Source organism: Vibrio sp. V39_P1S14PM300 (assembly GCF_009904765.1).
Classification (GTDB): domain Bacteria; phylum Pseudomonadota; class Gammaproteobacteria; order Enterobacterales; family Vibrionaceae; genus Vibrio; species Vibrio proteolyticus.
Map to the genome: position 1 here is coordinate 1 of NZ_WXWP01000355.1, position 6,158 is coordinate 6,158.

The 6,158-nt window shown below is 48.9% G+C and carries 7 protein-coding genes; 5 read left to right on the forward strand and 2 right to left on the reverse strand.

All coding sequences use genetic code 11. The features are described from left to right. Positions 1-224: 224 nt before the first annotated feature. A complete protein-coding gene (locus CAG65_RS18765; RefSeq protein WP_161454606.1) occupies positions 225-1,643 on the forward strand; it encodes a DEAD/DEAH box helicase in 1,419 nt (472 codons plus the stop codon). 22 nt (positions 1,644-1,665) lie between these two features. On the opposite strand, the gene CAG65_RS18770 is transcribed toward CAG65_RS18765, so the two are convergent. Further along, the gene (locus CAG65_RS18770) at positions 1,666-1,845 is read right to left on the reverse strand and encodes a hypothetical protein (protein WP_202599456.1); all 180 of its coding nucleotides are present in this window, start codon (positions 1,843-1,845) and stop codon (positions 1,666-1,668) included. Between the two features lie 126 nt (positions 1,846-1,971). Further along, entirely contained in the window at positions 1,972-2,892 is a 921-nt protein-coding gene (locus CAG65_RS18775) for a DMT family transporter (RefSeq protein WP_161454607.1), read from the reverse strand. Positions 2,893-2,985: 93 nt separating this feature from the next. Between CAG65_RS18775 and CAG65_RS18780 the strand changes: the two genes are divergently transcribed. The 4 genes from CAG65_RS18780 to CAG65_RS18795 all read left to right on the forward strand — a co-directional run bounded on the left by CAG65_RS18780 (position 2,986) and on the right by CAG65_RS18795 (position 5,867). Then, positions 2,986-3,888: a LysR family transcriptional regulator gene (locus CAG65_RS18780; protein ID WP_161454608.1), complete on the forward strand. Its 903-nt coding sequence runs from the start codon at positions 2,986-2,988 to the stop codon at positions 3,886-3,888. Positions 3,889-3,972: 84 nt separating this feature from the next. After that, on the forward strand, positions 3,973-4,707 hold the full coding sequence (locus CAG65_RS18785) for an AzlC family ABC transporter permease (RefSeq protein WP_161454609.1): 735 nt from the start codon (positions 3,973-3,975) through the stop codon (positions 4,705-4,707). Continuing rightward, complete coding sequence (locus CAG65_RS18790) at positions 4,704-5,012, forward strand: AzlD family protein (RefSeq protein WP_021705144.1); 309 nt, start codon at positions 4,704-4,706, stop codon at positions 5,010-5,012. The genes CAG65_RS18785 and CAG65_RS18790 overlap by 4 nt, the downstream gene beginning before the upstream one ends. A 291-nt stretch (positions 5,013-5,303) precedes the next feature. Continuing rightward, positions 5,304-5,867 carry a porin family protein gene (locus tag CAG65_RS18795; protein ID WP_161454610.1) on the forward strand — a complete coding sequence of 188 codons (564 nt, stop codon included), beginning with the start codon at positions 5,304-5,306 and terminating at the stop codon, positions 5,865-5,867. Positions 5,868-6,158 lie beyond the last annotated feature (291 nt).

Consider the following 6,158-nt stretch of genomic DNA (forward strand, 5'->3'; position numbering starts at 1 on the left):
TGATGTGTAACGAAGGTGTGTGTAAGACGTGTGTTAACCTTGTGAGTGTGACGCATAACGAGCGCAATTTTTTAGTCAAAAAGCCCTTTATATTGTCAATAAAACTCAATTATTGGTTGCCGCAGACTCATAAACCCATCAGAATGTCGCACTTTGTCAGTGATCGCTTATCGCGCTCAAGCAACTCGATCGCTGCGTTATATCTTCAACTGAGAATCAAATTTATGGGTTTTACCTCTTTAGGCCTCTCCGCTCCAATCCTTAAAGCCATTCAGGAAAAAGGTTACGACACCCCTTCCCCGATACAAGCTCAAGCCATTCCGGCAGTGATTGAAGGGAAAGACGTCATGGCAGCGGCTCAAACCGGCACCGGTAAAACCGCAGCATTTACACTACCAATTCTTCAGCGTCTGGATAACGGTCAGCGTGTCAAAGGGAATCACGTTCGTGCTTTGATTCTCACGCCAACGCGTGAACTGGCAGCACAGATTCAGGACAACATCGAGACATACAGTCGTCATCTATCTTTAAACTCCACCGTCGTATTCGGCGGTGTGAAAATTAACCCTCAGATGCTACGTCTGCGTAAAGGTGCAGATATTCTGGTGGCGACACCAGGTCGACTGATGGATCTGTACAATCAGAATGCCGTCAAGTTCGACCAACTGGATGTACTGGTTCTCGACGAAGCAGACCGTATGCTAGACATGGGCTTTATCCGCGATATCCGCAAAATTCTCGCGCTATTGCCTGAACAACGTCAGAACCTACTGTTTTCGGCTACCTTCTCCGATGATATTCGTGGGTTGGCGAAAGGGCTGGTCAACAACCCAATTGAAATTTCCGTCACGCCAGCAAACTCCACCGCAAAAACAGTAGAACAGTGTGTGTACCCGGCCGACGCTAAGAAAAAAGCACCGATGCTGGTGAAGCTGATCAAGGACGGAAATTGGCACCAGACGCTGGTGTTCAGCCGCACCAAACGTGGCGCTAACCGCCTGTCGCATTATCTGAACGAACAAGGTATTACCTCGGCCCCGATTCACGGTAACAAGAGCCAGGGCGCCCGTACTAAAGCGCTGTCCGAATTTAAATCCGGCGACATTCGTGTACTGGTCGCTACCGATATCGCAGCGCGCGGTATCGATATTCCGCAACTGCCACAAGTGGTGAACTTTGAACTCCCTAATGTAGCGGAGGATTATGTTCACCGTATCGGCCGGACCGGCCGTGCTGGTGAAGCAGGCAAAGCCATTTCGCTGGTCTGTGCTGCAGAAGCGGATGATTTGTTTGGTATCGAGCGTCTGATACAAACCGTGCTACCCCGAATCGAGCTTAACGGTTACCAACCAACTAATACGGTTCCGGAATCCAAACTGGATATACGGCCAATTAAGCCAAAGAAACCGAAGAAACCTAAAAAGCCGGCAGCGGCACACGCAAATAAGCCGTCGACTAACGAGGGCAACAAAGGTAACCCATCAGCGACACCAAATAAGCGTCGTCGTCGCAAGCCAAATAGCAGCGCGTCCGGCAACAACGCCAACGCGACCAAAACAAATGGCAACTCTGGTAAGCCAGCAGGTAAACCCGGTCAGTCACGTCGCAGAGCGGCGCCAAAGCCGGCTGTAAAAGCCAATTAAAACGAAAGGTGAGCCACTAGGCTCACCTTTTTTCTTCGTACCCAAGTACAGTCATCCAGTGCCAATCAAACATCCTGAGTGTCACTCCGATGCTGTATTCTTCATGCGCATGCTTTGCATAGCTGAACTCTTTCATCTGTGCGGAAAACACACTGATTCCTGCCAAGTGCTGACCTGGGCAGTCTTTGAATTTATCTTCCATGGCATCGACCTGCGTTGCTCATTTATTGAGAACAGTATAGAAATACCACTGTTCAGCGAATAGAACAAAATGGCTCAGTGGGTTTGAAAAAACGTCGCCGGATGAGTTTCCCCATCCGGCGCTGGTTCAATTGGTCTGTGGCGTCCGGCGCAACATCGCAACACGAGGCAGTAATAATCCCGCAATTACGACCGCAATCCCGACTAATTGAAGCTCTGTAACAGATTGCCCCATCAAAAATGCTGTCAATACAGCAAACACGGGGACAAAGTTAAAGAACAGAGACGCATTCGACGAACCTAAATGACGCACACCATTGAGCCACAATAGATACCCCGCCACAGTGCCGAACACACCAATATAGACCACCTCCGTTGTTTCTAACCAAGAACTGTTCCACAGCTCTGAAAAAGGATGTACTCCAGGCGTAACCACACACATCAGACCAATTACGGCGGCGCCACTCAGCATGCCTAAGAAAGTGTATGGAATCACTGGCAACCATCGGCTGATCCCCTGGCTGCAATAGGTATAGAAGCTCCAGGCCAGCATACCGGAGAACACCAGTTTGTCACCGTGGTTAAACTTCATGTTCACTAACGCTTCCAAATGACCATTCGTGATTACAAGAAGTACGCCGGTAAGGCTGACGATCAGGCTGAAACATTGTGCCGCCGTCGGGAGTTTTCTGAGCATCAGGCAGGCGATCAACGATGTCATCAGCGGGCTCAACGCCATGATCAACGAACCATTCGTCGCCTCGGTATATTGCAGACCAGTGAAAAGCCCCAGATTCAGCCCGCCGACGCCGACAGCACTGACCGCAATCACCCATAACCACTGACCGATACTCAAGTCTGGTAACCGACTGCGAGAGGCTTTCAGATACACCGCCAAACAGGCCGCCGCGATCACAAATCTCCAGAAAACCAGCGTCAGCGCATGCACCTCATTCAGAGCATGTTTGCCAATGGGAAAGCAACTGCCCCAAAAGAAGGTGCAGATGATCAGCAAGATGACCGCTTTAATGGAAGAAGAAGAATTCATAGTCACTCCAGATGACTTGTAAAAGAGTGTTTCATAGTGTATTGATTTCAAAATATGGATAAATAAGCATTATTAAGACGGTAAATACCAAAAATGAAACCTAGCTACTCTTTCGACGATTTGCGCTTTTTCTGCACAGTAGCGCGTTTGGGCAGTTTCAAAGAAGCCGCACAGGAGCTGGACATGCCATTGTCCACGTTGAGCCGGCGCATCCGTCAATTAGAAGAAGATTTACAACTCAGGTTGCTGAACCGCGACGCGCACCGAGTTTCGCTGACACATACTGGTGAACAGTACTTCCAGCGCTCCAATGCGCTGTTCGACGAACTGGGGGATATCAGCGAAGATCTGCACAAAGAGAAGCACCAGCCCAAAGGTAAAATCCGGATCAGCGCGCCGATTAACGCCGGTTCCCAGTTTCTTCGCGCTGTGTTCTATGATTTTCTGCTTACGCACCCGGATATACAGTTGGATCTACGCTTTTCAAATACGCTGATTGACATTGAAGCTGAGGGAATGGATGTGGTGTTTCGTGTCGGTAACCCAGTCGTGGATTACTGGATCGCACGCCCGCTGAAAGACATCCACTTTATTTTGTGTACCCGGCCAGACAGCTGCACGGACACCATTTTGCAACCCACTGACTTATGTGGACATCCTGTTATCGTTTGTCATCCGATGTCGGTCTGGCAACTGGTGAACCAACAAACAGGACAAGAGTTTGATTACCAGCCGCAAAAAGATATTCGCCTGGAAGTGGATGAAATTAAGATGCTTACGCACGGCGTAAAAACGGGTCTGGGAATCGGATACATTCCGGATTACTTTGCCAAACCCATGATAGACAGTGGTGAGCTAAAACGCGTATTGCCAGACTGGCACAGCAAAGCAAGGACGCTGTTTCTACTCTACCGGGACAGGGATAACCTGCCACTTCGTGTTCGCTTATTTATTGAATTCGTTATTGCACGTTTTGAAAAGACACCCATTTCGTGATAATGATAGCCTTTACATAATGATAACATTCATATTCTGACCCTAAATGTTTCTTCATCGGGGTTACTGGCTAGGAAAAAAATTATGCACAGTCATGCTCAAAACGCTGCGTTGCCAGACGACAGATTGCACGAATTTACGCGCAAAGATGTCTGGAACGGCTTTACTCATTTAGTGCCTTTATCCTTTTTTGTCGTCATTTTCGGTATTGCTTTTGGTGTGGCGGCCGTCCAAACCGGATTGGATCCTTTTTCCATTGTTTTAATGAGTACGCTGGTATTTGCGGGGGCCTCCCAATTCGCCACGCTCGATATGTGGGGCGCACAGGTACCACTGATTCCGGTATTGATTACGGTTTTTGCCATCAATGCCCGGCACCTGCTCATGGGCGCAACACTTTACCCCTGGCTTCGTCAGCTCTCTCCGATGAAGCGCTACGGCGTTATGTTGTTCGCGTCTGACGCAAACTGGGCGCTCTCAATGAATGCATTTGGCCGCAAAGAACCCGGATTGGGCCTTCTACTCGGGGGCGGCATCGCCCTGTGGTCTTTTTGGATCGTTGGAACCTGGCTGGGGTTTTATTTCGGTAACGCCATTCAAGATCCCGTCAGTCTGGGACTGGATATGGTTATGGGGTGCTTCCTGCTGTCTATGGTGGCTATCGGGCCTAAGAACCTGCGCATTTTTGTTATCTGGGCAGTGGCGGCTGGCTCTTCCCTGTTTGCCTACTGGTATCTGCCAGAAAACACACACGTCGTCGTGGGAGCACTAGCCGGAGGCACATTAGGCGCCTTCTGGACGGAGAAAAAGAAAGTATGAATATTGAAACCAGTTTTCACGGTACTTTATTGATCATCCTCGCGATGGCGGTAGTCACGTTGATCACCCGTTGGGGTGGCGTGTTCGTGATGTCATTTATTCCTATCGGTTACCGCGTACAACAATTTATCACCGCAATGTCCGGCTCTGTTCTGGTGGCCCTACTCGCCCCGTTAGCAGTGGAAGGCGACGCTGGCGCCAGATTAGCGCTGCTGTCGACGGCTGTCGTGATGCTGCTGTTCAAAAAGCCGCTGCCTGCCATTGCGGCCGGTATTCTTGCGGCAGCCCTTACTCGCGCTATATAACTCTCAGGAAGCAGAGCTTTCATCGGCTTTGCTTCCTTTGTCTTCACTATGAAAGATTTGCACCCGCCCAGAAGAATTTACACACACGCCCAAAATACCACGCCTTCCCCTTAAACTTAAGATTTACCCAAGCATGTCGCACTGCTGACAACGTACCTGACCCGCTAAAATAAACCTGACAATTATCAGAATATTTTCAATTAGTTAACCTGAGCTTCAAGTAAAAAAGTTGGCATTGTTTTTGACTTATACATAGTGAATTTCAACAACCAAGTAACTCAGGAGAACACAATGAAAAGTACTATTCTCACTCTGACCGGCCTGCTTTCTTTAGCCACTTTCAGCACGCTGTCTTATGCGGCCGATTCAAATGACAATGGAGTATACGTGGGTGCCAACTACGGCTATTTAAAAGTTGATGGTCAAGACGATTTCGACAATGAAAACGACGTAATGCAAGGGCTGGTTGGTTATCGATTTAACCAGTATCTGGCGGTCGAAGGGGGTTATATCAACTTTGGTAAGTACGGAAGCAGCGTGGCCAATGCTAAAACCGATGGTTACACCGCAGGTTTGAAAGTCACCGCTCCGGTGATGGATCGAGTTGATGTTTACGCTAAAGGGGGTCAATTGTGGTACACCACCGATTATGACGTCGCCGGATTGTCTGGTAGCGAAGATGATCAGGGCGTATTCGCGGGGGCAGGTGTCGGATTCAAAGTGACTGATAACCTTCTGGTCAACGTCGAATACACCTGGTATGACGTTGAGCTCAACGCAAAAGATGTCGCCAATGGCGCAGACACGGAAACCGACTTAAAACAAGCGAGTCTGGGTGTTGAGTACCGTTTCTAATCAGTGGTCAAACGGAGTGCGGAGCCATCGGGCTTCGCACATCTCTTCACTCGCTTTTCTCGCCCAAAATGCCTCCAACACAGCTTACCAAAACATTCACTTCTTTCTGGCATACAGCTAAAACGTGACATCGTAACTGAAAGCTAAGATATTGAAATAACATGGATGATAGTGAGCATATGGCTTTGGTAAACGAGGCAGAAGCAATTACTCGAGGGAGAGAAGCAACGAGACACAATATTGTGTGAAATGGAGGCGCGTCCCGGAGTCGAACCGAGGTCCACGGATTTG

Bases quoted from the DNA above. Each gene is read 5' to 3' on its own strand.
- CAG65_RS18765 (WP_161454606.1), top strand. From the start codon at position 225: ATGGGTTTTACCTCTTTAGGCCTCTCCGCTCCAATCCTTAAAGCCATT.
- CAG65_RS18770 (WP_202599456.1), bottom strand. From the start codon at position 1,845: ATGGAAGATAAATTCAAAGACTGCCCAGGTCAGCACTTGGCAGGAATC.
- CAG65_RS18775 (WP_161454607.1), bottom strand. From the start codon at position 2,892: ATGAATTCTTCTTCTTCCATTAAAGCGGTCATCTTGCTGATCATCTGC.
- CAG65_RS18780 (WP_161454608.1), top strand. From the start codon at position 2,986: ATGAAACCTAGCTACTCTTTCGACGATTTGCGCTTTTTCTGCACAGTA.
- CAG65_RS18785 (WP_161454609.1), top strand. From the start codon at position 3,973: ATGCACAGTCATGCTCAAAACGCTGCGTTGCCAGACGACAGATTGCAC.
- CAG65_RS18790 (WP_021705144.1), top strand. From the start codon at position 4,704: ATGAATATTGAAACCAGTTTTCACGGTACTTTATTGATCATCCTCGCG.
- CAG65_RS18795 (WP_161454610.1), top strand. From the start codon at position 5,304: ATGAAAAGTACTATTCTCACTCTGACCGGCCTGCTTTCTTTAGCCACT.